The 25,219-nt window shown below is 64.1% G+C and carries 21 protein-coding genes; 13 read left to right on the forward strand and 8 right to left on the reverse strand.

The window, feature by feature from the left end; translation table 11 throughout:
- Position 1: 1 nt before the first annotated feature.
- Positions 2-1,456 (forward strand): carotenoid oxygenase family protein, encoded by a 1,455-nt coding sequence (locus M2331_RS05380; RefSeq protein ID WP_181559315.1) that lies wholly within the window; start codon positions 2-4, stop codon positions 1,454-1,456.
- A 125-nt stretch (positions 1,457-1,581) separates the two neighbouring features.
- On the opposite strand, the gene M2331_RS05385 is transcribed toward M2331_RS05380, so the two are convergent.
- A complete protein-coding gene (locus M2331_RS05385; RefSeq protein ID WP_181559316.1) occupies positions 1,582-2,940 on the reverse strand; it encodes an MFS transporter in 1,359 nt (452 codons plus the stop codon).
- Between the two features lie 699 nt (positions 2,941-3,639).
- Here M2331_RS05385 and M2331_RS05390 point away from each other — a divergent pair.
- A complete protein-coding gene (locus tag M2331_RS05390) occupies positions 3,640-6,096 on the forward strand; it encodes a TonB-dependent receptor (protein WP_264592304.1) in 2,457 nt (818 codons plus the stop codon).
- 125 nt (positions 6,097-6,221) lie between these two features.
- Here M2331_RS05390 and M2331_RS05395 read toward each other — a convergent pair whose 3' ends face one another.
- From M2331_RS05395 to M2331_RS05410, 4 genes are all read right to left on the reverse strand, one after another.
- On the reverse strand, positions 6,222-8,384 hold the full coding sequence (locus M2331_RS05395; RefSeq protein WP_181559318.1) for a S46 family peptidase: 2,163 nt from the start codon (positions 8,382-8,384) through the stop codon (positions 6,222-6,224).
- A gap of 126 nt (positions 8,385-8,510) precedes the next feature.
- Positions 8,511-10,136 (reverse strand): GMC family oxidoreductase, encoded by a 1,626-nt coding sequence (locus M2331_RS05400; RefSeq protein WP_181559319.1) that lies wholly within the window; start codon positions 10,134-10,136, stop codon positions 8,511-8,513.
- 3 nt (positions 10,137-10,139) lie between these two features.
- On the reverse strand, positions 10,140-10,520 hold the full coding sequence (locus tag M2331_RS05405) for a nuclear transport factor 2 family protein (RefSeq protein WP_181559320.1): 381 nt from the start codon (positions 10,518-10,520) through the stop codon (positions 10,140-10,142).
- The gene (locus M2331_RS05410; protein ID WP_181559321.1) at positions 10,517-12,166 is read right to left on the reverse strand and encodes a GMC family oxidoreductase; all 1,650 of its coding nucleotides are present in this window, start codon (positions 12,164-12,166) and stop codon (positions 10,517-10,519) included. The genes M2331_RS05405 and M2331_RS05410 overlap by 4 nt, the downstream gene beginning before the upstream one ends.
- 135 nt (positions 12,167-12,301) lie before the next feature.
- On the opposite strand from M2331_RS05410, the gene M2331_RS05415 reads away from it, so the two are divergent.
- The 3 genes from M2331_RS05415 to M2331_RS05425 all read left to right on the forward strand — a co-directional run bounded on the left by M2331_RS05415 (position 12,302) and on the right by M2331_RS05425 (position 15,208).
- Positions 12,302-13,813 carry an aldehyde dehydrogenase family protein gene (locus M2331_RS05415; protein WP_181559322.1) on the forward strand — a complete coding sequence of 504 codons (1,512 nt, stop codon included), beginning with the start codon at positions 12,302-12,304 and terminating at the stop codon, positions 13,811-13,813.
- 67 nt (positions 13,814-13,880) lie between these two features.
- Positions 13,881-14,402 carry a MarR family winged helix-turn-helix transcriptional regulator gene (locus M2331_RS05420; RefSeq protein ID WP_181559323.1) on the forward strand — a complete coding sequence of 174 codons (522 nt, stop codon included), beginning with the start codon at positions 13,881-13,883 and terminating at the stop codon, positions 14,400-14,402.
- Positions 14,399-15,208, forward strand: coding sequence for a nuclear transport factor 2 family protein (locus M2331_RS05425; RefSeq protein ID WP_181559324.1), 810 nt, complete (start codon positions 14,399-14,401; stop codon positions 15,206-15,208). Before M2331_RS05420 ends, M2331_RS05425 begins: the two co-directional genes overlap by 4 nt.
- A 3-nt stretch (positions 15,209-15,211) precedes the next feature.
- On the opposite strand, the gene M2331_RS05430 is transcribed toward M2331_RS05425, so the two are convergent.
- Positions 15,212-15,394, reverse strand: coding sequence for a hypothetical protein (locus tag M2331_RS05430; protein WP_264572224.1), 183 nt, complete (start codon positions 15,392-15,394; stop codon positions 15,212-15,214).
- Between the two features lie 109 nt (positions 15,395-15,503).
- Between M2331_RS05430 and M2331_RS05435 the strand changes: the two genes are divergently transcribed.
- The gene (locus M2331_RS05435) at positions 15,504-16,235 is read left to right on the forward strand and encodes an extensin family protein (protein ID WP_181559325.1); all 732 of its coding nucleotides are present in this window, start codon (positions 15,504-15,506) and stop codon (positions 16,233-16,235) included.
- Here M2331_RS05435 and M2331_RS05440 read toward each other — a convergent pair whose 3' ends face one another.
- Positions 16,236-17,234, reverse strand: a complete 999-nt coding sequence (locus M2331_RS05440) for a DNA topoisomerase IB (RefSeq protein WP_181559326.1) — start codon at positions 17,232-17,234, stop codon at positions 16,236-16,238.
- Between the two features lie 128 nt (positions 17,235-17,362).
- Between M2331_RS05440 and fumC the strand changes: the two genes are divergently transcribed.
- The 4 genes from fumC (at position 17,363) to M2331_RS05460 (ending at position 20,488) form a co-directional block, all read left to right on the forward strand.
- Entirely contained in the window at positions 17,363-18,766 is a 1,404-nt protein-coding gene (gene fumC, locus M2331_RS05445) for a class II fumarate hydratase (protein WP_220128516.1), read from the forward strand.
- Between the two features lie 237 nt (positions 18,767-19,003).
- Positions 19,004-19,372, forward strand: coding sequence for a PRC-barrel domain-containing protein (locus M2331_RS05450; protein WP_181559327.1), 369 nt, complete (start codon positions 19,004-19,006; stop codon positions 19,370-19,372).
- A 58-nt stretch (positions 19,373-19,430) separates the two neighbouring features.
- Positions 19,431-19,613, forward strand: coding sequence for a DUF3008 family protein (locus tag M2331_RS05455; protein ID WP_181559328.1), 183 nt, complete (start codon positions 19,431-19,433; stop codon positions 19,611-19,613).
- Between the two features lie 23 nt (positions 19,614-19,636).
- A complete protein-coding gene (locus M2331_RS05460) occupies positions 19,637-20,488 on the forward strand; it encodes an SDR family oxidoreductase (protein ID WP_181559329.1) in 852 nt (283 codons plus the stop codon).
- Positions 20,489-20,490: 2 nt separating this feature from the next.
- Here M2331_RS05460 and M2331_RS05465 read toward each other — a convergent pair whose 3' ends face one another.
- Entirely contained in the window at positions 20,491-22,383 is a 1,893-nt protein-coding gene (locus M2331_RS05465) for a hypothetical protein (RefSeq protein ID WP_181559330.1), read from the reverse strand.
- 199 nt (positions 22,384-22,582) lie between these two features.
- Between M2331_RS05465 and M2331_RS05470 the strand changes: the two genes are divergently transcribed.
- The 3 genes from M2331_RS05470 to M2331_RS05480 are packed head-to-tail and all read left to right on the forward strand — an operon-like array spanning position 22,583 to position 25,205.
- A complete protein-coding gene (locus tag M2331_RS05470; RefSeq protein WP_181559331.1) occupies positions 22,583-23,221 on the forward strand; it encodes an HAD family hydrolase in 639 nt (212 codons plus the stop codon).
- Positions 23,222-23,232: 11 nt separating this feature from the next.
- On the forward strand, positions 23,233-24,132 hold the full coding sequence (locus M2331_RS05475) for a phosphotransferase (RefSeq protein ID WP_181559332.1): 900 nt from the start codon (positions 23,233-23,235) through the stop codon (positions 24,130-24,132).
- 17 nt (positions 24,133-24,149) lie between these two features.
- Positions 24,150-25,205, forward strand: coding sequence for a hypothetical protein (locus M2331_RS05480; RefSeq protein ID WP_181559333.1), 1,056 nt, complete (start codon positions 24,150-24,152; stop codon positions 25,203-25,205).
- Positions 25,206-25,219 lie beyond the last annotated feature (14 nt).

Raw genomic sequence — 25,219 nt, forward strand, 5'->3', positions numbered from 1 at the left:
CATGGTCGAACCCATTCAATTTCCCGATGTCGAGTTGTATCGCGGCTGGGGGGAGCCGATGCGCGCCAATATCGAGCTGCGTGGGCTGGAGCTGATTTCCGGCGCCATCCCCGATGGGCTGGAAGGCGGCCTGTATCGCGTCGGCGCCGACCGGCAATATCCCTCCGGCCGCACCGATGACATCTTCATCGATGGCGAAGGCCAGATGCACATGATCCGCTTCAAGGACAATCAGGCGGATTATGTCGTCAAATGGGTCGAGACGGATCGCTACAAGGCGCAGAAAGCCGCCCGTCGCGGGCTCTTCGGCAGCTACCGCAACCGCTATACGGCCGATGAAAGCGCGAAGGACATCCACCTCGGCACGGCCAACACCACAGCGATGTTCCATGCCGGCCATCTCTATGCGTTGAAGGAAGATGACCTCCCTTACGAGATCGACCCCGACACGCTGGAAACCAAGGGCCGCGTCGACTTCGACGGACAGATATTGTCCGAGACGTTTACGGCGCATCCCAAGGTAGACCCGATCACCAACGAGCTGCTGGCGTTCGGCTATCAGGCCAAGGGCGATGCGACCAAGGATTTCGTGTTCTACGTCTTCGGGCCGGATCGCAAGATTAAGACCGAGATCTGGTTCGAGATGCCCTATGCAGCCTGCGTCCATGATTTCGCGATCACCGATGAATGGGTGGTCGTGCCGTTCTTCCCGCTGATCACCGATCTCGACGTGGTGAAGCAGGGCGGGCCTTATTATCAGTGGCATCCCGACCAGCCGGTGCATGTCGCGCTGGTGCCGCGTTATGGCAAAGCGGAGGATATTCGCTGGTTCAAGGGGCCAACCGGCAGCGCCGGTCACATGATGAACGCCTATCGCGAGGGCACGAAGGTCCACCTCGACCTGTGCTATTATGATGGCAACTGCTTCCCCTTCTTCACCACGCCGCAGGGCGAGGAGACGGCGCCGGTTCCGCCTTTCCTGACGCGCATGACGTTCGACCTCGCTAGCAATGAGGACAGCTTCACCACGCAGCGTCTGCTGAACATTCCGGGCGAGATGCCGCGCACGGACGATCGCTATCAGGGGCGGCCCTATCGCTATGGCTTCCTGCTCGCACGCGCACAGGATGGATCGAGCGGCACGGCGCGGTTCGACAACCAGACCGGCGAGTTCCAGATCTGGAAGCCGGGCCCGGGCGATAGCGTGCAAGAGGCGCAGTTCGTTCCGCGCACGCCGGATGCGCCGGAAGGCGATGGATGGCTGCTCGTGCTGGTCGCACGCGGCTCGAAGAACCGCAGCGATCTGGCCATTCTCGATGCGCAGAATTTGGCGGCTGGGCCGGTTGCGCTGCTCAAGCTGCCCGTCCGCGTCCGCTCGACCTTCCACGGCACCTGGGTGCCGGAGGAGACGCTCAAGAGCGGCCAGTATAATATGAAGCTCAGCTCGGCGGCCTGATCGCTTACACCTATCGGCCGACCGGTTCCCTGTAGACCGGGCGGGCCTCAAACAGAAAGGGCGGCCCTCGCATCATCGCGAGGCCGCCCTTTTCCGTTTCGCCCGACAACCGTCGAGCACGCATATCAATGCGCGAGCGTGACGGGCTCTCTATCCTTCGCCTCTTCCTGGCGGCGGATATAGGCGAGAGCGAACATCAAGATCGCGGTGCCCAGCGGCAGCGCTGCCGTCAGGGCGAGGGTGAGTTGCAGCGAGTAGTGCTGGGCGAGCGCGAAGCCGCCCGCAATCGGCGCCACGATGCCGCCAATGCGCCCGGCGCCACCGGCCCAGCCCAATGCCGTGCTGCGCATCCGGGGCGGATAGACTTGGGCGATCATCGTGTTGAGGCCGGACTGTCCGCCGGTCTGGAAGAACTGCCAGGTGAGCAGCGCGACCACGAAGAAGGCGGAGTAGAAGGGCACCCAGCCCAGCAGGTTGATGGTCACGGCCAGCATGACATAGAAGCAGGCGATGAGCAGGGCAGGGCGCATCCGGTCCATCAGCCAGCCGATGGAGAGCGTGCCCGCAACGCCGCCGAGATAGCCGATCATGGCGACCTTTGCGAAATCCTGAATCGGAATGCCCGACATTTCGAGGAAGAAGGTCGGCATCCAGGCGCTAAGCAGGGCCGTGTTGGTCATGCTGAGCGTGCAGGCAGCCCAGACCAGTGCCGTCATGGTCAGGCGACCCTCGGAGAACACGTCGGACAGCTTGGCCTTGCGCCCCTTGGCGCCACCGCTCTCGATCACGAACAGTTCGTCGCCCCGCAGGTCGACATTGCGGTCGATCTTGCGGATCGTGGTCGCGATCCGCTGGTCGGACGGGTTGCGCTCGGCCCGGAACTTGAGCGATTCCGGCACGATCAGGAAGAGCAGCACCGCGCAGGTAATCGGCACGAGGCCGCCGATCCAGAAGCCGCTTTCCCAGCCATAGCTGTCCAGCAGCCACGCCGCGACGACGCCGCTGGCGGCACTGCCGGTCGAGAAGCCGACAAGCGCCAGAGAGATCAGCGTCGAGCGTTTGCGCTTGGGGGTCAGCTCGGAGATCAGCGCCATGGCCATGGGCAGGCCCGCCGCCATGAACACGCCGGCAATGCCGCGCAGAACAGCCAGCTGCGTGAGCGTCTGGGCATGGATGCTGCCGATGGTGATCGTGCCGAAGATGAGGCAGGAGACCATGAGCATGAACCGCCGTCCGAACCGGTCCGCCAGCGGGGCGATGCTGAAGGCACCAATGGCGAGGCCGATCTGCTGATAGACGAACACCTTGGTCATCGCCTCGGAGGTCTCTCCGAAATCTGCAGCGATGGCCGGCGCGATCTTGCCGATCATGAAGATATCGAACCCGTCGATGAAGCAGACCAGAACGCAGACGAGCAGCGCCATGATCTGGGTGGCGCTGATCCGCGACCGATCGATGAAGTCTTCGACGTCAAACCTGTTCATATTCAGCCATCCCGCATCCATCCGGCCGACCAGCCGGGCTTTTTATCGGATTGCACCAAAACACGGTGTTGATGGGGAATCAACATCCTTATAAGGCAAAGCTGCAGATTAGCGGTTGTGATGGGCGGCAATGTCGCCCATGGGCGCCGCGTAAGAGCGGGCGCGACGCGGCTTCGACGTGATCGGAACAAGAGGCGCCACCGGCCCGCAGGCCAGGGTCCATCGTGGCATGGATGCGACACTTTCTGACAAAGTCATCAATATTTCCTGCTCGATGAGAAATTTTCTTGTTTTCTCATCGGTGCTCTTCCAATGGCGCAGGCTGGAGTATCGGGCAAAGTCAATATCTCGGAGTATTGGCGATGCTCGGCTGGTCTTATGCCAGCGGGAGAAGGATGCAGTACAGGCGAAGCCCGTGGCTTCGATCAGGCCCTCATCGTGCCTGGTCGGCTCACAGGCAAAGGCGATCTCGTTCGTCTTGGCGCATAAGTCCACTCCCTGCTGATCACTCCAATAACGCGGTGAAGCTGCGTGGTGTCCTGGCCTGTTCGCGGGCGGCGCTGTCTCCGGGCGGCGTGGGGATGCGGCGAGGCATTCACCCATCGATCAATGGGCCTGCGCCCGCGTTTTGGGAGATTTGGAATGTCGTTTTCGTTGAGGAACAAGCTTCTGGGCATGGCGGGTGCGTCCGTCTTTGCCATGAGCATCGCAGCGCCCGCACAGGCGCAGGACGATGCCGCTGCCCAGGCGCAGCCCCAGCGCGCCGGTGTCGAAGAGATCGTCGTGACCGCGACGCGCTCGGCCACCAACCTGCAGGAAACGCCGCTGGCCATCACCGCCGTAACCGCTAATGCGCTGACCGATCGGGCGATCAACAACATTCAGGACGTTGCGGCCATCGTGCCGAACGCCAGCTTTGCGGCAGCGAACGCCTCTTTTGGCCGCGCCGTGCAGGCCTATATCCGCGGCATCGGCCAGTATGACTTCAACCTGGCGTTCGAGCCGGGCGTGGCCTTCTATGTCGATGACCAATATTATGCACTGCTCGCCGGCTCGACCTTCGATCTGCTCGACCTTGAGCGCGTCGAAGTGCTGCGCGGTCCGCAGGGTACGGTGTTCGGCCGCAACGCCATCGGCGGCGCCGTCAACCTGATTTCCAAGGCACCCGATGCCACCCCTTCGGCCTATGTCGAAGCGACCGTGGGCAGCTACAACCGCACCGACCTGCGCGCCGGATTTAACGTGCCGCTCTCGGAGAACCTCTTCTTCCGCGTCTCAGGCGTTTCGAAGAAGCGCAAGGGCTACCAGAAGCTGCTCGACTTCCGTTGCGACATGGTGCGTCAGGGCACGCCGGGCCTCGCCGGCAGGTTCCCCTCGCTCGATCCCTCGGACGGCTTCCTCTCCGGCGCCTCGCAGACCGATTGCGAACTGGGCCGCTATGGCGGTGAAAGCGTCGTCGCCCTGCGCGGTGCGCTGCGTTACGCCGGCACCGGCATCGACCTGACGCTCTCGGCTGACTACACCAACGATGATTCCCCGGCGGTGGCAAACAAGCAGCTGCGTATCGTGCCAAGCGCAGCCACGCAGGCGCTTGATGCGGCCGTTTATCAGCCGCTGTGGGGGGTCAGCTATGACAGCCGCTTCCTCACCAACAGCCCCTACACCACCTACGCCACCTATTGCGATCCGATCCCGGCTGGGACCAACATCGCCGGCACTTATTACAACGGTGGGTCGGACCGTGGCGGCCAGTGCTTCGACCGCAAGGCTGTGATCGAGAATTACGGCTTCAGCGGCAAGGCCGTGGTCGATCTGACGCAGGACCTGACGCTCACCGTGCTGGGCAGCTACCGCAATGTCTTCACGACGGCGGTGAACGATACCGACGGCTCGCCGCTGAGCCTGCAGACCACCAAGTCCATCATTACGCATGAGCAGTGGACGGTCGAACCGCGCCTCAACTACACCAGCCCGCTGTTCGATGTGACCGCCGGTCTGTTCTACTACAAGGGCAAGGGCCTGACGACCTCCAACGTCTCGATCCCGTTCCTCAACTTCCAGCAGAACGCCCGCATTAGCGTGGATAGCGAAGCCAAGGCCGCTTATGCGCAGGCGCAGGTTCGTCCGCTCGATCGCCTGCAGCTCACCGCTGGCCTGCGTTACTCGGAGGACACCAAGGACACGCTGTTCAACAACGGCCAGGGCGGCATCATTCGCCCCGTGCTCGTCAAGGACGACCGCATCGATTACCGCTTCGGCGCGGACTACAAGCTGACCGATTCCGTGATGGTCTACGGCTCGATCGCGTCGGGCTATCGTCCCGGTGCGTTCAACCCGCGTCCGTTCCAGGCCTCGCAGCTCGTGCCCGTCGCAGCCGAGGAAATGGTCGCCTACGAACTCGGCTTCAAGGGTGACTTCTTCGACCGTCGCCTGCGCCTGAACGTGGCCGGCTTCTACTCGGATTACTCCTCGCGCATTGTCTCGCAGAGCGGTTCGGAGTGCATCAACAACGGCACGACCGGTGTCTGCACGCTCGCCGGGACGCAGGTCGATCCGGCTGTGACCGGCGGCAACGAGCTGTGCCGCGCCTATAATCCGGCGACGGACGGTGCGGTCAACCTGGCGCAGGGCATTGGCGTGGCTTGCATCTCCAAGACCAACTACGTCAATTCTCCGGGCAAGGTGAAGGGCTTCGAGGTCGAGCTGGAGGCCCGTCCGGTCGATGGCCTGACGTTCAATCTCGCGGGCGGTTACACGCACTTCGATGCGCCGGAACTGCGCAACGATCCGCTCGTCGTGAACCAGACGCCGGTTTACGTGCCGCAGTGGACGGGTTCGGCTGGTATCCAGTACGAGATCCCGGTTGAGCAGCTGGGCGGCTCCATCACGCCGCGGATCGACGGCTTCTATCAGTCGAAGATCTCGTTCAACTCGCGCAGCCCGATCGCCCAGATCCCCGGCCGCGCCGTGTTCAACGGGCGGATCAGCTACCAGAACGATGCGGGCGACCTGACCGTGGCGGTCGGTGCGACCAACCTGTTCAACAAGCAGTACTACTACAACATCTTCGATCTGGTGCCCTTCGGCCAGCCCACCACGGAAGCCCAGCCGGGCCGTCCCCGCGAGTGGTATCTCTCGGTTCGCAAGAGCTTCTGACGCGCGCCTGACAGCGTCAGGCTGACATAAGGAAAGGCCGCCCCGGCGACATCCGGAGCGGCCTTTCTCTTTTGTTGCGTGAGAGAGCAGCGGGCAGGGCGGCCGCGCCGCCCCGTCCTTGCGCCTCAGCGGCTGGCGACGGGCGTGACGCCCATTTCCTTGAGCAGCCGCTGCGCGCCGTCGACCTTGTCCATCGTCCAGAGCATGAAGCGGCTGTCGACATGGATCGTGCGATTGCGCTCGGCCACATAGGCCCAGTCGGAGATCACGCCTTCCAGCGTGCCGTCGAAGGCCAGGCCGACGAATTCGCCGCGCGCGTTCAGCGTCGAGGAACCCGAGTTGCCATTGGTGATGTCGACATTGGACATGAAGTCGACCGGCAGCGTGCCCAGCTCTGTCGCGGCATAGGGGCCGTAGTCCTTGGCCTTGATCGCATCGATTGCGCCCTGCGGGGCATTGAACTCGCCCTTGCCGGTCTGCTTGGCGAGAAGGCCCTCGGCGGTGGTGAAGGCGGTCCAGATCTGGCCGTCCTTCTCCTTGCCCATGACCTTGCCCCAGGTCAGGCGCAGCGAGCTGTTGGCATCTGGATAGAGGGGCAGGCCGGCCGCCTGTTTATAGGCCATCAGACCCTTCATATAGCCAGCCCGCGCGGCCTGTGTGTGACCCGACCGAGCCTTGGCGGTCTGCTCGCTCTCCATGTCGCCGGCATAGAGCGCGATGGCGAGCTTGATGAACGGATCGTCCGAGGTCTCGAAGGCGGAGGCGGGGTTGTCCAGCCAGCCCAGCCGGGTCGGCGTGTCGCCCAGCTTGGTCTCGCCATAGAGCCGGTCGAAGCCGATCTGCGTCAGCGCGGCCTCAAACTTGGCATCGCGATCGGCCGCATCGAGCTGGCGATATTCGGCGAGGGCAGCCTCGAACAATTGACGATCGATCTTGGGCAGGAAACGGCGCTCGACCTGACGGAGCCGGTCGACAATGCTTTCGCGGTCACGCTGCTGGAAGCCGCTCTCGCGCTGGGCGTCCGGCTTCTCCTGCTCCTTGGCCCAACGATACAGGGTGCGGGCTGCGCCGAGCAGTTGAGCGCGGTTGAGCAGGGAGGTGCGCAGGCCGGTGAGGGAAGCCTTGTTATTCTCGATGACCACCGCATCCAGCGCCGCAATGTCCGCCCCGTAGCGCGCCTGACGGGCCGCATCGGCAGCGACCCAGTTGCGGAAGGCCTTTTCCTCGGCCGGCTTGCGCTCATCAAGGCGGATGGCGTCGGCACCGACGAGGTCGCCGGCGAGCTTCTTCTCGTAATTCTCGGCCCCCGCGAGGATGGAGGCGTAGCGGATCTGCGCCTCCCGATCGCCCGCCGTCACCTTGTCGATCTGCGTCGCATAGTCGCTCAGCAGGCGCTGCCAGAGCGGCTCATATTCCGCGAAGTTGAACAGCACTTCATCGCTGGTGCGCAGGCGGTTGGTGGTGCCGGGGAAGCCGGCGACCATCACGAAATCGCCTTCCTTCACACCCTGCGAGGCTATGCGCAGCCAGGACTTCGGGCGGTAGGGGACGTTCTCCTTGGCGAACGGCTTTGAGCTGCCGTCCGGCCCGACATAGGCGCGATAGAAGCCGAAGTCGCCGGTGTGGCGCGGCCACATCCAGTTGTCCGTCTCGCCGCCGAAATTGCCGAGCCCTTCGGCCGGCGCGTAGACGAGCCGCACGTCCTGAATCTCGAGCTGCTGCTGGAGATAATAGGCCGCGCCGCCATAATAGGGCCGCACGTCGCAGCGGCGGTTGGCCTGCTTCTCGCACGCCGAGATCAGCGCCTTGCGATTGGCGTCCAGCTTCTCGTAACGGGCGAGGCCATCGAGGCGGGGCGTCACGCCGCGCATCATCGCGCTGGTCACATCGCGCAGATCCTCGATCACATAGATGCGCGATCCGGGTGCGGCGGGCAGTTCTTCGCCCAGCTCCTTGGCGAGAAAGCCGTTGGTCAGATAATCACGGCCTTCGCCGCTATTATACTGGATCGACCCCTGCACGCAGTGATGGTTGGTCGCGACCAGCCCCTCGGGGCTGAGGAATGCAGCCGAGCAACCGCCCAGCGACACGATGGCGTTGAGCGGCGCGGCATCCAGCCGCCCGAGCTGATCTGGCGATAGCGCAAGGCCATCGGCCTTGAGCGCCTCGCCAATGTCCTTGATCTGGCCCGGCATCCACATGCCTTCATTGGCAGCGGCCGGAGCGGCAAGGGCGAGAAGGGCGGTGCAGCCCGCGAGAGAAACGATATGATGGACACGCCGAGGCATGAGGCAAGGCTCCTGCAAATTTTGAGGTTGCCCTGCCTATCGCGCCATGAATGGGTGAACGCAAGCCGGGGCAGCCCGTTCGACCGGGCCACCCTGAGCTGACGCTACGTCACCGGCAAGGTCGCCTCAGGCCTGCAGGCCGTTGTCCGCCTTGATCATGTCGGCTGCCTTCTCGCCGATCATGATGCTTGCGGCATTGGTGTTGCCACCCACGATTCGCGGCATGATGGCGGCATCGGCCACGCGCAGGCCCTGGAGGCCGTGGACGCGCAGGCGCGGATCGACCACCGCCATGTCATCCTGCCCCATGGCGCAGGTGCCGACGGGGTGCAGGGCGGTGTTGATGGCGCTGCGCACCCAGGCATCGATCTCCGCATCGCTCTTCACATTCGGGCCGGGCATCACCTCGCCGCGCAAGACGTCGCTCAGCGGTGCGGTGGAGAATATCTCGCGCAGTTGCGGCACGAGGCGGCGGAAGAAGGCGCGATCGTTCTCGGTGGAGAGCACGTTGGAGAGGATGCGCGGCTTGTCCGTCGGGTCTGCCGAGCGCAGCTTCACCCAGCCGCGACCCTCGGGCCGCAGCAGCACGCAGGCCATGGCCACCACGTCCGCCTTGGGCTTGCGCCAGCCGGGGAACCAGGTCTGCGCGCCGATCATGGTCGGCTGGAACAGGCACTGCGCATCCGGGCGCTCAAGCTCGGGCCGGGTCTTGATGAAGCCGTTGGCGGTCACCGGCATATCCGCGATCATGCCGCCGCGCGTCAGCAGCCACTGCAGCGCGGCAAGCGCCGAGCGGTCGATGCGCAGGCTGTTGGTCAGCGTCACGCTGCGCGCCGCTGCATTGACCATCGCGACCGAAGGGTGATCCTGCAGGTTCATGCCGACGCCGGGGAGGTGATGCACCACATCGATGCCCTGCTCGGCGAGATGCTCGGCCGGGCCGATGCCGGAGAGCAGCAGCACCTGGGGCGAATTATAGGCACCGCCCGAAAGGATGATTTCCTGCGCGGCGGCGACCCGCTTGTCCCGGCCTTCGCTGTCGCGATAGTGAACCGCGACCGCGCGGCCGTTGGCGACCTCGATGCGGGTGACCAGCGCGCCGGTTTCCACGGTCAGATTGGGCCGCGACATCGCCGGAATGAGGAAGCGCGCGGCGGTGCTGGCGCGCGTGCCCTCATGGATGTTGAGCGGCGGCGGTCCCCAGCCTTCCTGGTCGGCGCGGTGGAAGCTGTCGCGCTCGTCATAGCCGAGCGATTTTACGGTGCTGATGAACCGTTGGTAGAGATCGTTGGTCTTGGGCTGCTGCTTGACGCTGAGCGGCCCGCCCTTGCCATGCCAATGGTCCTCAGGCCCCCAATGGTTTTCCGATTTCTTGAAGTAGGGCAGCACATCGTCATAGCTCCAGCCCTCGTTGCCGAGCTGGCGCCACTCGTCATAGTCCCGCGCATGGCCGCGTGCGTAGAGCATGCCGTTGATCATCGAGGAGCCGCCCAGCGCCTTGCCGCGCGGCTGGCGGATCTGGCGGTTGTCTGCGAACGGCTCCGGCTCGCCCATATAGCTCCAGTTGAACTTGGGATCGGCCATGACGAACGGGAAAAGGATCGGCATGGTGAGGCGGATGTCGCGCTCGCGGCGTCCGGCCTCCAGCACGAGGACCTTGGCATTGGGGTCTTCCGACAGGCGGGCGGCGATGACCGCGCCGGCCGAGCCGGATCCGATGACGATGAAGTCGGGCGTGGAGCTGTTGGCCAAGACTCAGAGTTCCTTGAAGCGGGCAGATTTGATGTGCGTGAACTTGCCGTTCGCGATGCGGTACAGGATGATGCTCTCGATCTCGCGCACATCGCCCTTCTTGGTCGGCCACATTTCAAATTCGGGCCAATCCTTGATCGTCTCGAAGCGGGTGTGAACCCGCAGCGCTGCGCCGTCATCGGCGAGAATGAGGTCGAGGATCGTCAGCGTTTCCTCGAAATGCGCCTTCACGCCGCGATAGAAGTCGCCAATCTTTTCCCGGCCGACGATGTGCATCCGGTCCCCCAGCTGAAAGTCTACGTCATCTGCGTAGAAGCTGGTGAAGCCATCGAAATCATTCGCGTTGAAGGCGTTGATATAGCGCTCGAAATCCTCGCGGGTCATGCGGCATACTCTCCTGTGTGAACCAGTTCGTCAGCGGGCAGGACCTTGCCCTTGAGGATGTCCGCCGCGCGCTCGGCGAGCATGATGGTGGGGGCGTTGATGTTGCCGCCGGTCTCGTCCGGCATCACCGAGGCGTCGATGACCCGCAAGCCCTCCATGCCGATCACCCGCAACTGCGGATCGACCACCGCCATCGGGCCGGTGCCCATCCGGCAGGTGCCGAGCGGATGCTGCGTGGTGGTCGTGGTGGCGCGGATGTGCTCATCCAGCGCTTCATCGCTCGCCACATCGGCGCCGGGCGAGATTTCCTTGCCGGTGATCTCGGCTTGCGGCGAAGTGGCATAGATCTTCCGCGCAATGCGGATGCCCGCCCGCGCCGTCGCGAAATCGGCTGGCGCGCTGAACAGGTTAAGGAAAATGCCGACATGATCGTCGGCCTTGGGCGATTTGAGGAAGACCCGGCCCCGGCTTTCCGGGTGGAGCAGGATGACGTCGGCGGTCAGCTTGTGCGGCGGACGCTTCTTGATGCCGGGGAACCACAGATGCGCGTCGAGCGTCACCGGGTTGCACCAGAGCTGAATGTCCGGCTGGGCGAGGCGCGGGTCGGTGCGCAGCACCGGGTTGGCGCTGTTCACCTGCCGCGCGAAGGGGCCGGTGCCCATGAAGTACCAGCGCAGCACGGAGAGCGTTGCCCTGTCGAAGCGCAACTCATTGACGAAGGTGACCGGGGCGGCTTCGAACAGCACCGGCGTGCGCGGATGCTCCGAGAGATTCTCGCCGACGCCGGGCAGGTCATGCACGACCGGGATATCCATCTCGCGCAGATGCTGCGCCGGGCCGATGCCGGAGAGCATGAGCAACTGCGGCGAATTGTAGCTGCCGCCCGAGAGGATGACCTCGCGGCGGGCGAGAGCGGTTTTGAGTTCGCCATCGTGGCGATACTCCACGCCAGTGGCACGCTTGCCCGCGGTCAGCACACGCTGGGTCATCGCATTGGTCAGCACCGTCAGATTGGGCCGGGCCATGGCGGGTTTGAGATAGGCGGCGTAGGTCGATGCGCGGCGGCCATTCTTGTCGATGGTCAGCTCGACGCGGCCGACGCCTTCCTCGTCGCCATCGTGAATATCGTCGGTGATCGGGAAACCGGCGTTCTTCGCGGCGGCCATGAGTTCATCGTGCAGCAGCCATTTGGTGGCGTTGGGCGTCACGCTCAGCGGGCCGTCGGCGCCGTGCAGATCGGACGCGCCGCGCCAGCTGCGCTCCATCTTGCGGAAATAGGGGAGCACATCGGCGTAGCTCCAGCCCTTGCAGCCCATCTGCGCCCAGCGATCGAAATCGGCGCTGTGACCGCGCATGAACACCATGCCGTTGATCGAGCTGGAGCCGCCGAGCAGCCGGCCGCGCGGCAGGATCAGCTTGCGGTTGTTCATGTGCGGCTCCGGCTCCGTCCAATAGGGCCAGGTGTAGCCGGGCTTGAACAGCGCCTTGAGGAAGCCAAGCGGCATCCGAATCAGCCAGTCATCGCCACCACCGCCTGCCTCCAGCAGCAGGACGCGCACATTCGGGTCCTCGGTGAGTCGCGCCGCGAGCACCGACCCCGCGGACCCCGCGCCGACAATCACATAATCAAAGGAATTTTCGGACAAAGTCACTCTCCATGGACTTCCGGCGCGCTAGAGTTGGCGTGGACGCATGTCTGCTGTTATTGAGGAGATCATGATGATTCAACATGATCTCTGCCGTCAGGGTACCGACGGCTGCTGGAAAGGATGTCTGTTTCGATGAATGCGCCTTACAATCCCGGTCTGCTTGAGCAACTGCGTATGCGCTACGCCAACGGCCCGGTCAAAATGTTGATCGGCGGGCAGTGGGTCGAGGCCGCATCCGGCGAAACCTTCGAAACGCTCAATCCCTCGACCGGCGAACTCATCGCAAATGTGGCCAGCGCCGGCGAGGTCGATGTGGACCGGGCCGTTGCCGCCGCGCGCAAGGCGTTCGAGGGTGCCTGGTCGGGCGTGAAGCCCACCGAGCGGACCAATTTGCTGCTCAAGCTCGCCGATCTGCTCGAAGCCAATGCCGAGGAACTGGCTCTGCTGGAGACGCTGGACGTAGGCCGCCCCATCCAGTTCTCGCGGATGATCGATGTTGCGGGCGCCGTGGGCCAGCTGCGCTACAATGCCGGCTGGGCGACCAAGATTTTCGGCGAGACCGCAGAGATCAGCGCACCGGGCGAATGGCTCTCCTATGTGCTGCGCGAGCCGGTTGGTGTGTGCGCGCAGATCGTGCCGTGGAATTTTCCGCTGGTCATGGCCATGGGTAAGTTGGCCCCGGCGATCGCGGCGGGCTGCACCGTGGTGCTCAAGCCAGCCGAACAGACTCCGCTCAGCACGCTGCGGCTGGGTGAGCTGGTGCTTGAGGCGGGTTTCCCCGAAGGCGTAATCAACATCGTCTCGGGCTTCGGCCGGACCGCTGGCGCGGCGCTGGCTGCGCACCGCGATGTCGACAAGGTCTCGTTCACCGGTTCGACGGTGACCGGCAAGGCGATCATCGAAGCCTCCAAGACGAACTTCAAGCGCGTGCAGCTCGAACTGGGCGGCAAGTCGCCCACCTATATCTTTGCGGATGCGGACCTCTCCAAGGCCATTCCGGCAGCGGCGATGGGTATCTTCTTCAATGCCGGTCAGGTCTGCGCGGCGGGATCGCGCCTGTTCGTGCATGAGAAGGTGGCCGATGCCGTGCTGGAAGGCGTGGTGAACATGGCGCGGGGCATGAAGGTCGGCCAGACCCTCGATGCCGCGACCATGATCGGCCCGCTGGTCAGCGCGGCGCAGCTTGACCGCGTGACCGGTTATATCGAATCCGGCCGCCAGGAAGGCGCCAGCGTGCTTGCCGGCGGCGATCGCCTCTCCGGTGAGGGCTATGAGGGCGGCTATTTCGTCCAGCCCACCGTGCTGGTGGATACCAAGCCCGACATGCGCGTGCGCGCCGAGGAAATCTTCGGCCCGGTGCTCTGCGCGATGCGTTTCAATGATGAGGACGATGTCGCGGCGCTGGCGGCGCGGGGCAATGAGACGGAGTTCGGCCTGTCCGCATCCATCTACACCCAGAATATCTCCACTGCACATAAGCTGGCCCGGCGCCTCAAATCCGGCACCATCCGCATCAATGGATCGGGCGGCGTCGATCCCGCGCTTCCGCTCGGCGGCTACAAGGCCTCCGGCTGGGGCCGTGAGAATGGCAAGGCCGGCGTTGAGGCCTATACCGAGCTCAAGGCGGTCAGCGTCGCCCTCTAAGGGCGCGCTGCGAATTATAGTGCCGCCTCGGGTCTACCGGGGCGGCCCGAGGAGAGGGGGAGCGCAATTGAGCGCAAAGGATAACAATAACGGGGCGGCGGGCCCTCTCGAAGAAGCCTGGCGCATCTTCGATTCCCGCCACCTTCCTTATCGTCTGCTGATGCTTGGCAAGATGCTCGACCGGCTTTCGGTCCAGCATATCCGGGACAATGCGGGTGTCTCGCTGGCGGAGTGGCGGGTGCTGGCGCATTTGGCCGTAATGGGCACCAAAAGTGCCAGCGAAGTCTCGGCCGCCGCGCTGGTGGACCGGGCGGAAGTCAGCCGCGCGGTGCGGGTTCTCGAAGAAGAAGGCTTCCTGCGGCGGGAGGAAAATCCCCGAAACCGCAAGAGCAGCCTGCTGGTGCTGACCGAAAAGGGGCAGGACAGCTACAAGCGGGTCCATATGGATCGGCGCAAGTTCTTCAGCATGTTGACGGCCGATTTCAGCGAGTCCGAACTGTCGGACCTGGACGGCATGTTGCTGCGCATGGCCAAAAGGGCCGACCAAATGGGGCGTGAAGGCGTTCCTTCAGCGAGGAAAAAGCCTTGAATTACGACGATTATGTCGCCGACTTTAACGAAGGGCAGGATGATCGCCTGGTCGAGCGGTGGTTCGCGCCGGATTGCGTGATGTACAGCAGCACCCGCGTCTGCCGTGGGCGCGATGGCCTGCTCGATTTCCTTGACTGGGCCCATGACGGCGTACGCGAGGTCATCCGCCCCCGACTGGTGCTGCAGGAGGGCAACCGGCTGTTCGTCGATGTGGACATGGATTTCATCTGCCACGCGCCGCGCCCCGATTTCCCCTTCGCGCCCTTGCTGCCGGGCGACATTCTGACGGTGCGGTTCTTCGTGACCTATCTCTTGAACGAGGCCGGGCAAATCCAGGAATTATGCTCCATGACCTGGCCGGCGGAGCAGGGCGTCACCAAGGCGCCGATGCTTTCATCCCATGCGGGCGGGCGGGCGGCCTATCATGCCTATGCGGCGGCGTTCAGTGCTGGCGATATGGAGCGGGCAGGGCGTTACTACACAGAGGACTGTGTGCTGCGGCTGCCATCCGTGCCTGTCATCAACGGGCGCGATGGCATCTGCGACTTCTATCGCACCATGTTCCAGACGGTACGCGAAGATCTCACCATCCATGGGCTGGTGATCGACGACAATGGGATTGCGGTGGACTGCACCAGCACGTTCACGGCGCAGCAGGACGCGCCCGATTTCGTGGTCGCGCCGCTCAAGCAAGGCGAGAGCGTTCAGGTGCGCGTGTTCGTCGTCTACGGATTGCGCAATGGGCAAATCGCGACGATCGACGTGGCGCGGGCAGGCGCCGTGGCACCGCCCGCGTCCGCCTGATCGTCAGGTTATCGACGGCTGGAATGCCGGCGGATCGCTGGCGGGAAAGGACTCGTCCGAGGCTTCGTCAATCTCGTCCCATTTGCCCGGGGCGGGCTTGTGCTTCATCGCATCCGGCCCGGCATCGCGGACCTCGGGGTTTTCGTCCGTCTCGGTTTTCGTCTTGGGATCTTCGGGCATCGACATCTCAAATCCTTTCGTGATTTCCTTGTCGTCTGATCGATCAACGCCCGCGTGCGCCAGCAGTTGCATGGCCCTGTCGGAAGCGGAACGCGTCCTGCCGCGTTAGGCAGCTATGAAGGCATCCGGTTTTTATCGCGCGATCCGCTGGCTCGTCTGGGCGGGCGTTCTGATTCTGGCAGCGTTGCTGGCGTTCGCGCTGTTCCGTCCGGCCCCGCAGGATCTTCCCTGGACGCCGCTTTCGCTGGATCAGCCCATCGGCCTGTTCACGCGGCACAAGCTCTCGGGATTGCGGGATGATGCGCCACAATGTCGCGCCTTGCTGCATCGCGCCGGGGTGGAGACGACGGCGGTCCCGGCTTTCGGCAGTGACCAATGCCGGGTCACGGCCGCCACGCGCATTGCGGCGGGTCAGGACATGCTCGCCCTTTCGCCGACGGACGTGGCCCCGGCCTGTACCGTTATGGCCGCCACCGCGCTCTGGACCTGGCAGGTCGTCCAGCCTGCCGCGCAGCAAATTCTTGGCGCGTCGGTTGCCCGCATCGAGCATTTGGGCAGCTATAGTTGCCGGCGCATGTACGGCCGCGGCGAAGGTGCGTGGAGCGAACATGCCACCGCCAATGCACTCGACATCGCCGGCTTCGTGCTGAGCGACGGCCGCCGGATCTCGGTGCTGCGGGATTGGGACGGGGAGGGCGAAGAGGCCGCGTTCCTGCGAACCGTGCGCGATGGCGCATGCCGCCTGTTCTCTACCGTGCTTTCGCCGGATTATAACCGCCAGCATGCCGATCACTTCCACTTCGATCAGGCGGATCGGGGCGGGGTCAGCTGGGGCGTTTGCCGCTGATCAGCCGGCCTCGACCTGCTGCTCTTCCAGCCAGGCGATCAGGCCGCGTTCTGGGCGGCTGAGCCATTTCGTCTGGCGCGGCAGGCGCGTCTGCTTGCGGAATTCGCTCGCCCCGTCGCGCGCAAGGGCGACGAGATTGGGGTGGATGTAGGATTTGCGGGCTATGGCCGGCGTATTGCCCAGATGTTCGGAGACATGGGTCAGCATCGCCGTGAGGGTGGAGACCTCCTGCTCGTGCAGCAGCCAGTCGAACGCGAGCACGCTCGCCCGCCATGTCCGGAAGTGCTTGGCGGTGAAGTCCGCGCCCATCGTCTCGCGCAGATAGCCGTTCACATCCGATGATGAGACCGGCGAGGCAGTGCCGTCGTCGCGCAGATACTGGAAGAGGTGCTGGCCCGGCAGATCCTGCATCTGGCGAACGAATCGAATGAGGCGGCGGTCGGTCATGCTGACTTCGCTCAGCTTGCCCGACTTGGCCTTGAACCGCAGGGTGAGGCGGCTGCCGGTGACCTTGGCATGGCGCCGGCGCAGGGTGGTGGCGCCAAAGCTGCGATTGCTCTTGGCATAGGCCTCGTTGCCCACGCGGATGCGGCCGCTGTCGAGCAGTTGGACGACCGAGGCGATGGCCCGCTCTTCCGTCAGGCCGCGCCCGGCCAGATCATCCTCCACCCGGCGGCGCAGCAGCGGCAGCAGGGCGCCGAACGCGGCGCAGCCCTCATATTTGCGCGCGTCCCGCTCGGCCGTGAAATCGGGGTGGTAGCGATATTGCTTGCGCCCGCGCGCATCGATGCCCGTCGCCAGAATATGGGCATGGGCATTGGGCGCAAACCAGGCATCGGTATATGCCGGCGGCAGTCCGATGCGGTTGAGCCGGTCGATCTCCGCGCGGTCGGTGATGCGCGCGCCTTCCGCATCGAAATAGGCCCAGCCGCGTTTTCCACTCGGTCGGCGGCGGATGCCCGGCATGCTGTCGTCGACGAAAATCAGCGCGTGTGTCATGCTCGGGGCCGCTCCTTGCCTATCCACGGGGCCTATCCACGGGACTTGTCCACGGGCATGGACGAGCGCACAACGCGCAAGCTGTGGGTTTGGACCCAGCTGGCGGCGCACGTAGACAGGCCCGGCAGATGACAGTGGAGAAACCGGTGACGAAGATGCGGGAAGAACGCGACAGCCTGGGCCCCATCGACGTGCCTGACGCGGCCTATTGGGGCGCCCAGACGCAGCGCAGCATCGAGAATTTCCCGTTCGGCCCGGCTGAGCGAATGCCGATCGGCATCGTTCATGCGCTGGCGATCGTGAAAAGCGCCGCCGCGCATGTGAACCGCGCGCACGGACTGGCCCCGGACATCGCCGATGCCATCGAGACGGCAGCGGCGGAGATCGTGGCCGGCAAGCTGGACGATCAGTTTCCCCTGGTCATCTGGCAGACCGGCAGCGGCACCCAGACCAACATGAACGTGAACGAGGTGATCGCCGGCCGGGCCAACGAGGCGCTGACGGGCCAGCGTGGCGGCAAGGCACCGGTCCATCCCAACGATCATGTCAATATGAGCCAGTCGTCCAACGACAGCTTCCCGACGGCGCTGCACATCGCAGCCGCCCGCGCGCTGGTCGAACGGCTGCTGCCCGCGCTCGATCATCTTGCCGATCTGCTCGGCGCGATGGCGAAGGCTTGGTCCGGCATCGTCAAGATCGGCCGGACGCATCTGCAGGACGCGACACCGCTTACGCTCGGGCAGGAGTTTTCCGGCTATGCTCAGCAACTGCTCAACTGCCGCAACCGTCTCTCCCGCGCCCTAGAAGAGGAGCTGCTGCCGTTGGCGCAGGGCGGCACGGCGGTCGGCACAGGCCTGAATGCGCCGCAAGGGTTCGGCGAGGCGGTGGCGAAGCAGATCGCGGCGTTGACCGATCTTCCGTTCAGGACCGCGCCCAACAAGTTCGAGGCCTTGGCCTCCAACGATCCGCTGGTCCAGCTCTCCGGGTCTCTGGCGACACTCGCTGTCGCGCTGACCAAGATCGCCAATGATATCCGCCTGCTCGGCTCGGGGCCGCGTTCGGGGCTGGGCGAACTGGAATTGCCGGCCAATGAGCCAGGCAGTTCGATCATGCCCGGCAAGGTCAACCCCACCCAGTGCGAGATGCTGACGATGGTTGCCGCGCAGGTGATCGGCAATCATCAGGCCGTGACGGTCGGCGGCTTGCAGGGGCATCTCGAACTTAACGTCTTCAAGCCGATGATCGGTGCGGCGATCCTGCGTTCCATCGATCTGCTGAGCACGGGAATGGAGAGCTTTGCCGAGCGCTGCGTGGAAGGCATCGTGCCCAATGAGGAGCGCATCGCGGACTTGGTCGAGCGCTCGCTGATGCTGGTCACCGCCCTGGCACCCGAGGTCGGCTATGACAACGCCGCCAAGATTGCCAAATATGCCCATGAGCAGGGCCTGAGCCTGCGCGAGGCGGCCTCTGCGCTCGGGCTTGTCGATGCGGCGACCTTCGATCGTCTGGTGCAGCCGCAGTCCATGATCTGACCGAACCGGCCTTCTGGCCGCCGATGCGCCACGGCGTGACTCGCTGTCGATCGGTTTGCCGCTTTACCCGGAACCCCTGCGCTATCTGGCCGTTGGTTTGGCAGATGGCGTCGCGCTGACGCGCCGCCTCAAGACCCAGGGCCGGCATAGTCCGGCATTGGCACCTTGGTCCCGGTTGGATCGGCAAACCCCTTCCGTGGATCGAGGCCCACCTTCAACAGGAAGAGGACCAGGCTCATGGCTACCGAAATCGCAATTGACGAAACTCAGCGCCTCATCTCCTCCGACAAGGTCGAGGGAACGACGGTGTACAACCGGCAGGGCGAGAAGCTCGGGACGGTGCGCAACTTCATGGTCGATAAGCGCAGCGGCAAGGCTGAATATGCCGTGATGTCGTTCGGCGGGCTGTTCGGCCTCGGAAGCGATTATTATCCGCTGCCGTGGGACATGCTCGATTATGATACCGAATATGGCGGCTATGTCGTCGACATCGAGAAATCCCGTCTCGAAGGCGCGCCGCGATATGCGCAGGAAGACCCCGTCTACGACCATGGCTACGGCCGGCAGGTCTACGGATATTGGGGGATCCCTTATCCCTTCGTCTGATCGACAGGCACAGGCCGCCCGGCACGAACGGGCGGCCTTTTAATTTGGAGGCTTACTCATGCCAGCCAAATCCAAAGCGCAGCAGAAAGCCGCCGGGGCAGCCTTGTCCGCCAAACGCGGTGACAGCGCCAAATCCGACCTCAAGGGGGCCTCACGCGAGATGTATGACTCGATGAGCAAGAGCCAGCTTGAGGATTTTGCCTCAGGCACCCGCAAGGGCAAGCCAGACCACGTCAAGTGACGTGCTGAACGGAAGAATGATCCATGACTGACACAATCGACATGATCCACGAAGACAATCTGCCTGGTGACGAGCACAAGCTCGATCCCCAGCCGGAGTTCATGCCGCGCTACCCCGGATCGGGCCGACTGAAAGGCAAGGTCGCGGTCGTGACCGGTGCGGATAGTGGTATCGGCCGGGCGGTTGCGGTGCTGTTCGCGCGTGAAGGCGCCGACGTCGCCATTGCCTATCTGTGCGAGCATGAGGACGCCGCCAAGACGCAAAAGCTGGTCGAGCAGGAAGGCGCTCGCGCGCTCGTGTTCGCAGGCGATCTGGGTGACAAGGCTGTCTGTCAGGACCTGATCGATCGCACCGTGGGAGCGTTCGGGGGTCTCGACATCATCGTCAACAATGCCGGCGAGCAGCACCCGGACAAGGCGATCGAGGACATCACCGAGGAACAGCTCAAGCGCACGTTCCAGACAAACATCTACTCGATGTTCTTCGTGGTGCAGGCGGCGATGCCGCATCTTCGCGAGGGCGCCGCGATCGTCAACTGCACCTCCGTCACAATGTATCAGGGCTCCAAGGAACTGCTCGATTATTCGAGCACCAAGGGCGCCATCACGGCGTTCACCCGCTCGCTCAGCGAAAACCTCATCGACAAGGGCATTCGCGTCAACGCCGTGGCGCCGGGGCCGATCTGGACGCCACTCAACCCGTTCGGCGGTGCCAGCAAGGAGAAACTCGCGCATTTCGGCGAGAGCACGCCGATGGGTCGCCCGGGCCAGCCGAACGAAGTCGCGCCGTGCTTCCTGTTCCTCGCCTGCGAGGATTCCAGCTATATGAGCGGGCAGGTGCTCCACCCCAATGGCGGGATGGTCGTCGGCTCCTGAGTTCAGCGCCTCTGCCTGTCCGTTCGCGCCGCTGTGAGCAAAGCCTTGTCCACAGCGTCGTGACGGCCGGCAGCGTCCTGCTCGAGCGCAGCGCAGATGGCGCTGCTCGCCATCGGCGCTGCTTCCATCAACTTGCCCATCTGGGCCGGCAATCTGGCCACGGTGATGCCGGCATACCAGCAGGTCTGGGCAAGACTGACATGGCCCATCCAATCCGGCTTGGCATCATAGAGCGCCATCTCATGAAAGCGAGGTGCGATATCTAGCGTGTCGGCATAGACCGCCATGGTCGCTGCGCTGGCGAGCGCGACCTGATCCCCGATCATGAGTGTGCCATATTGATGGCCCATCGCCGCATCGGCAAGCAGCGTGGGCGCCGCTCGGCAGGCGGCTAAGGCGTCGACCCAGCGGAAGGCTTTCGCGCCGATGACCTTGTCCGGGCGGATACGCAGAATGAGATCGAATTCGTCGCCTCGGGCGGTCGCCATGTCTGACGCGGCCTTGAGCTTGTAGTGCATCTTGCGGGCATTGGACCAACCCGCAAAATCCGGGTCGCTATCGTCCTCCAGCACTACATGTTCCGTGCGATAGAAGGTTTCGAGTTCGGCCTTGCTGACAATCCCGCCATCCGCCAGCGCAGTAAATAGCGCCGGGTATCGATCGGCCATGCCGGTCATGCCAAGCCGCCCGGCGTGCAGGCGCCACGCCTCGCAAAAGGCTTCGCCGGCAAAGGGCAGATAAGCGCGGAACGGCTCTGCGCCCGAGCGCCCGATCTTGCTCCAGCTATGGATGAAGAATTGGCAGTCCGCGTCCCGCAGCAAGCTGGCCTGCCAGGTCGGGAAGGCCGCGCGGTAGCCACGCAGCTGGCCCGAAACGCACACGGCAATGCGCGGACGGCGCCGCCCGAGCTTGAGGAAAGGCGCCTTGCCCGTGACCTTGTCCTCCACGAAAGCGGCCGCCTGCCATGGCCTGGAGTCCAGCCGGGCAAGCGCTGCGTTCGACCGAGCGCGATCAGCAGTCGAGCGCAGCTTGAGGCCCGGCTGCGCCAGCGCGGCCAGGTCCGGACCGAGGGCCGTCGTGACTGCCGCTGCGCTCGCGGGACCATCCGGCGAAACCGCCCATCGCAGCGCCAGAGAGCGCGCCGCCGCGCCATCGTCCTCATCGGTTGCACCACCCGGATATGCGCTGCGATAGGCCGCCAGCCATGCGGCAAGTTGTGCGTCTACACGGCGTGATCCCGTGATCCACAGAAAGAGCAGTAACTGCCAGGCAGGAAAGCGACGCACCAGCACATCGGGGGGCGTGTTCTCCGCGAGACCGGCCAGATCGGCGATGTTGCGCTGAAAATGCACCGCATCGAACATGCCGTTATAGGGCAGGCTGAGTTCGTGCCGATCCAGTTGCGGCAGCAGGTCGAGATGCCAGCGCGAGATCGCGGCTTCGTCCTGCCAGCCCTGCAGGGGGTGGCGCAGCAGCAGCACGGCGATCAAAAAGCCGCGGTCGTGCGCGCCCTCATCCCACAAAGCTGTCAGAACGGGCCGAAGAAGGTCGGCCGCCTTCTGGAGTACGCCCTGATTGCCGCCGGCATGGGCTGCTGCGACCCGCGCGCAAAGGGCAGGGGGCGTGCCGTCGCGATCGCGCTCAAGGACGAGGATGCGGAGGAGATCGTCCAGCCGCTCCCGACCCCAGTCCGTCGGCAAAGCCTCGTCGATCAGCGCGCCGGTCACAGCGCGTCCGGCGCCCTCAAAGGCGGGGCGGGCCGTTATGCCCTCCTTAAATATTGCCTCGTAAATCTCCAGGGCAGGGGTATAGTCTGAGGCCTCGGTCAATTCTTTGGCTGCGGCAAGCCGATCGTCGAGGAACTCGCTTGCAGGTTTTCCATTTACAGACTTCACGGGTTTTCCTCGATGGCCAATGGCGCGCGCGTTCAACCTAGCAAGATTTCGGATTAAGAATTCAACCCATTTCCACATTCTCACGACGGCCAGCTGAGAGAATGCTCGCCAGCGCGACAGATGTGCGTCGATTGCAGGGGGTTATTTGAGGGTCGATGGTCGTTTTAGTTATGTCGCGGGGCGGGAAATGACGTCGGACGTGTCCGTGGAGCCATGGCCGCTCGGCGTGGACCTCTCCGTCTATGACGCCCTGCTGTTCGATCTGGATGGCACGTTGGTCGATACCATGCCGCTCCACGGCCTCGCCTACGCAGCGGTGTTCGATGCGCGCGGCTATCGCTTCACCATGGATGATTATCTTGCAAATGTCGGTCCGCCCGCCCGGATCGCGATCCCGGCTTTTGCGGCAGCGGCGGGCATGGGTGAGATCGACGATGCGATGATCGCCGCCCTCCATGCCGAGAAGAAGGCGCATTTCAAGACCGTGCTGCGGCAGGAGAAGGCGCCGGCCCTGACCGCCTCACACTTGCTGGCGCGTCATGCCGGCACGATCCCCATGGCACTGGTGTCGTCGGGCAATCGGGATGGCGTCGAAGCGATCTTGGAAACGATGGCGTGGCGCCCCCATTTCGGCGCCGTGGTCAGCGGCGATGATGTGGCGCAAGGCAAGCCGCATGCCGAACCTTATCTCGCGGGCGCGGCGTTGCTGGGGGTGGCCCCCGCACGCTGCCTCGTGTTCGAGGATACGCCGGTCGGAATCGCGTCCGGGCTTGCCGCGGGCATGACTGTCATTGACGTGACCCAGGCTGGCGTCATCCATGGGCCGGGCAAATCATGACAGGACCAGAGTTGACCCTCGACAGCCACCCGGCCTTGCGGATGTTTCGCGAGGTCATTCCGCTCTCCGGCTTTTCCGGCGCGACCGTCGCGCTGGTTCGTGATGGCGGGCAGCCCTTCGTGCGCAAGGCGGCCAATCTTGTCGATGCCAACGGGTCGTTGCGCGATCAGGCGGTGCGGCAGCAGGCGCTGGCTGGGCTGGTGGAAGGCTGTGCCGGGATGCCCGAGGTGCTCGACATGGGCGAGCAGGACGGACTGTTCTATTTCGACATGGCGTTCATCCCGTCGCGCGATGCGGTCAATTTCCTCTCCAATGGCACCTTTGATAATGTCGCCGATTTCGCCGACCGCGTGGAGCGGCTGATGAGCTGCCTGGCGGTCTCGGTGCCGGTCAGCCAGCCGCCACTCGCGCCGCGCAAGAGCCTGCTGGTGGACAAGCTGCAGCAGATTGCCGACAAGACTGGCGCGATGCACGAGGAAGCGCTCGCCCCTCTGGTGGAGGCGGCGCGGCGCATGGATGTGCTGGTGGCGGACGAGAAACCCACGGCCGCGCATGGCGATCTGACCTTCGAGAACATCCTCGTCGACCGGCGCGGCGCCTTGTGGCTGATCGATACGATCACATCGCCGTTCGACCATGTCTGGATCGACTGGTCCAAGCTGTTTCAGGAATGCGAGGGGCTTTGGCACGCCCATCGCGGCCGGCCGCTCGCGCGGGGTGTGACATGGTGGCTGCGCCAGCGCTTCCACGCCGCAGCGACAGCGCTCGACCCGGCCTATCCGGCCCGCCACTACATCCTGCTCGGCCTCACCTTCGCGCGCATCCTGCCTTATGCGAAGACCGACGAGGACCGGGCCTTCGTTGCCCGGCGGGTGGCCGAATGCGGCCGCGCTGCCCTGGACAATCTTTGACGCGAGAGAGAAGACCCATGAAGATCATCGTACCCTGCGCCGGCCGCTCCTCCCGCTTCCCCAACATGGCGCCCAAGTGGATGTTGCCCGACAATGATGGCCTGCCCATGGTCTTCAAGGCGGTACAGGGCCTTGGCGCCAATGTGGATGATTTCATCTTCACGATCCTGCGCGAGCATGAAGAGCGCTTCCAGGCCCAAGAAGGTCTGCGCGCCGCCTTCGGACAGAAGGTCAACTGCGTCATCCTGGACGAGCCGACGCGCAGCCAGTCGGAAACGGTCGCCCAGACGCTGCTCAAGAGCGGCATCGACGAGCCCTTCATGGTGAAGGACAGCGACAATTATTTCGAGGTGCCGCACCTTTACCAGACGTACAATTATGTGTGCGTCGCGTCGCTCAGCAGCTTCAGCCAAGTCAATCCGCAGAACAAGAGCTATGTTCAGGTCGATCAGGAAGATGTGATCGTCAATTTCCGCGAAAAGCAGGTCATCTCCGATCTGTTCAGCGTCGGCGGCTATTATTTCTCCAGTCCGCGCGAGTTTTTGACGGCCTATGACGAGCTGATGGGCCAGCCGCGCCTGTCCGCCGGCGAGCTCTATCTCTCCGAGATTATCGGCTATCTGGCGATGCAGGGCTCGGTGTTCCGCATCCAGCGGATCAAGCAGTATCAGGACTGGGGGACGGTCCACGAGTGGCGCGAATATCTGCAGGGCCACCGGGTGTTCTTCATCAGCGTCGATGGCTTCCTGTTCGAGCAGGGGTCGCTGTTCTTCAAGCCGGGTTTCGAGGAAGTGAAGCCCAATCCGGTGGCGATCGAGACGGTGCAGAAGCTGGCGGCGGAGGGGCAGAAGATCTTCTATCTCTCCATCCGTCCGCAGGAGCTGGAAGCGCTGACCAAGAGCCAGCTCGCCGCCGCTGGCCTGCCTGAGCGGCCGCTGCTGCTCGGCTGCGATCTGGCGCAATGGACGCTGCTGACTGCGCCGCATTCCAACCAGCCGTTCCGCACCTCGCATGCTGTCGAGATCGCTGCGGATGATCCCAACATGGCGGAAAAGCTGGCCGTTGACCGCTGACGTCGGGAAAGCCG

It is taken from the genome of Sphingobium sp. B10D7B (assembly GCF_025961955.1).
Lineage (GTDB): Bacteria > Pseudomonadota > Alphaproteobacteria > Sphingomonadales > Sphingomonadaceae > Sphingobium.

Coding starts and splice junctions, on each gene's coding strand:
- M2331_RS05380 (WP_181559315.1), top strand. CDS start 2: ATGGTCGAACCCATTCAATTTCCCGATGTCGAGTTGTATCGCGGCTGG.
- M2331_RS05385 (WP_181559316.1), bottom strand. CDS start 2,940: ATGAACAGGTTTGACGTCGAAGACTTCATCGATCGGTCGCGGATCAGC.
- M2331_RS05390 (WP_264592304.1), top strand. CDS start 3,640: ATGAGCATCGCAGCGCCCGCACAGGCGCAGGACGATGCCGCTGCCCAG.
- M2331_RS05395 (WP_181559318.1), bottom strand. CDS start 8,384: ATGCCTCGGCGTGTCCATCATATCGTTTCTCTCGCGGGCTGCACCGCC.
- M2331_RS05405 (WP_181559320.1), bottom strand. CDS start 10,520: ATGACCCGCGAGGATTTCGAGCGCTATATCAACGCCTTCAACGCGAAT.
- M2331_RS05415 (WP_181559322.1), top strand. CDS start 12,302: ATGAATGCGCCTTACAATCCCGGTCTGCTTGAGCAACTGCGTATGCGC.
- M2331_RS05430 (WP_264572224.1), bottom strand. CDS start 15,394: ATGTCGATGCCCGAAGATCCCAAGACGAAAACCGAGACGGACGAAAAC.
- M2331_RS05435 (WP_181559325.1), top strand. CDS start 15,504: ATGAAGGCATCCGGTTTTTATCGCGCGATCCGCTGGCTCGTCTGGGCG.
- M2331_RS05440 (WP_181559326.1), bottom strand. CDS start 17,234: ATGACACACGCGCTGATTTTCGTCGACGACAGCATGCCGGGCATCCGC.
- fumC (WP_220128516.1), top strand. CDS start 17,363: ATGACAGTGGAGAAACCGGTGACGAAGATGCGGGAAGAACGCGACAGC.
- M2331_RS05450 (WP_181559327.1), top strand. CDS start 19,004: ATGGCTACCGAAATCGCAATTGACGAAACTCAGCGCCTCATCTCCTCC.
- M2331_RS05455 (WP_181559328.1), top strand. CDS start 19,431: ATGCCAGCCAAATCCAAAGCGCAGCAGAAAGCCGCCGGGGCAGCCTTG.
- M2331_RS05460 (WP_181559329.1), top strand. CDS start 19,637: ATGACTGACACAATCGACATGATCCACGAAGACAATCTGCCTGGTGAC.
- M2331_RS05480 (WP_181559333.1), top strand. CDS start 24,150: ATGAAGATCATCGTACCCTGCGCCGGCCGCTCCTCCCGCTTCCCCAAC.